The organism is Streptococcus sp. 2106 (genome assembly GCF_013277315.1).
Classification (GTDB): Bacteria; Bacillota; Bacilli; order Lactobacillales; family Streptococcaceae; genus Streptococcus; species Streptococcus pseudopneumoniae.
Genome location: NZ_VMMS01000146.1, coordinates 1 through 620, shown reverse-complemented (window position 1 = coordinate 620; position 620 = coordinate 1). Strand labels below are relative to the sequence as shown.

Genomic DNA, 620 nt, shown 5'->3' with positions numbered 1-620 from the left:
GTCAAATCCCGATTTAACGAGATGTTTGGGGATTTTTATACTACATTATTCCCCAAATATAAAATAGGTGAAAAATTTGAAGTTTCTAGTGGAAGTACACCATCAAGAGATAATAAATTATATTGGGATAGCGGAACGATTAATTGGGTAAAAACAACTGAGGTAATAAATAGAGAAATTACGGAAACTGAGGAAAAAATCACAAAATTTGCTTTAGAAAATACATCTCTTAAACTTTTTCCAGTTGATACAATATTAATTGCTATGTATGGTCAAGGACAAACAAGAGGAAGAAGTGCAATCCTCAAAGTTGAATCTACTAGCAACCAAGCATGTGGGGCTATATTTCCAAATAAAATAGACAATCCAGTTTTTATTTGGCATCAATTAATGCTAAGGTATAGCGAATTACGAGAACTTGGACGAGGAGGAAATCAACCTAATTTAAACGGTCAACTGATTAAAAATTTTGAACTGATTTTCCCCCCTCTTTCCCTCCAAAATGAGTTCGCAGACTTTGTAGCCCAGGTCGACAAATCACAATTTGCTTGTGAGATAGCTATAAAAGTGTGGAGAAATAGCTTGAAATTTAGTATAATATAGCTAATACTCAATCATTT

1 protein-coding gene is annotated in these 620 nt (G+C 33.2%); it reads left to right on the top strand.

All coding sequences use genetic code 11. The annotated features are described in order from the left end of the window. Window positions 1-603, top strand: a 603-nt coding sequence (locus tag HT723_RS11760) for a restriction endonuclease subunit S (protein WP_172935213.1), incomplete at its 5' end; no start/stop codon positions are given. Window positions 604-620 lie beyond the last annotated feature (17 nt).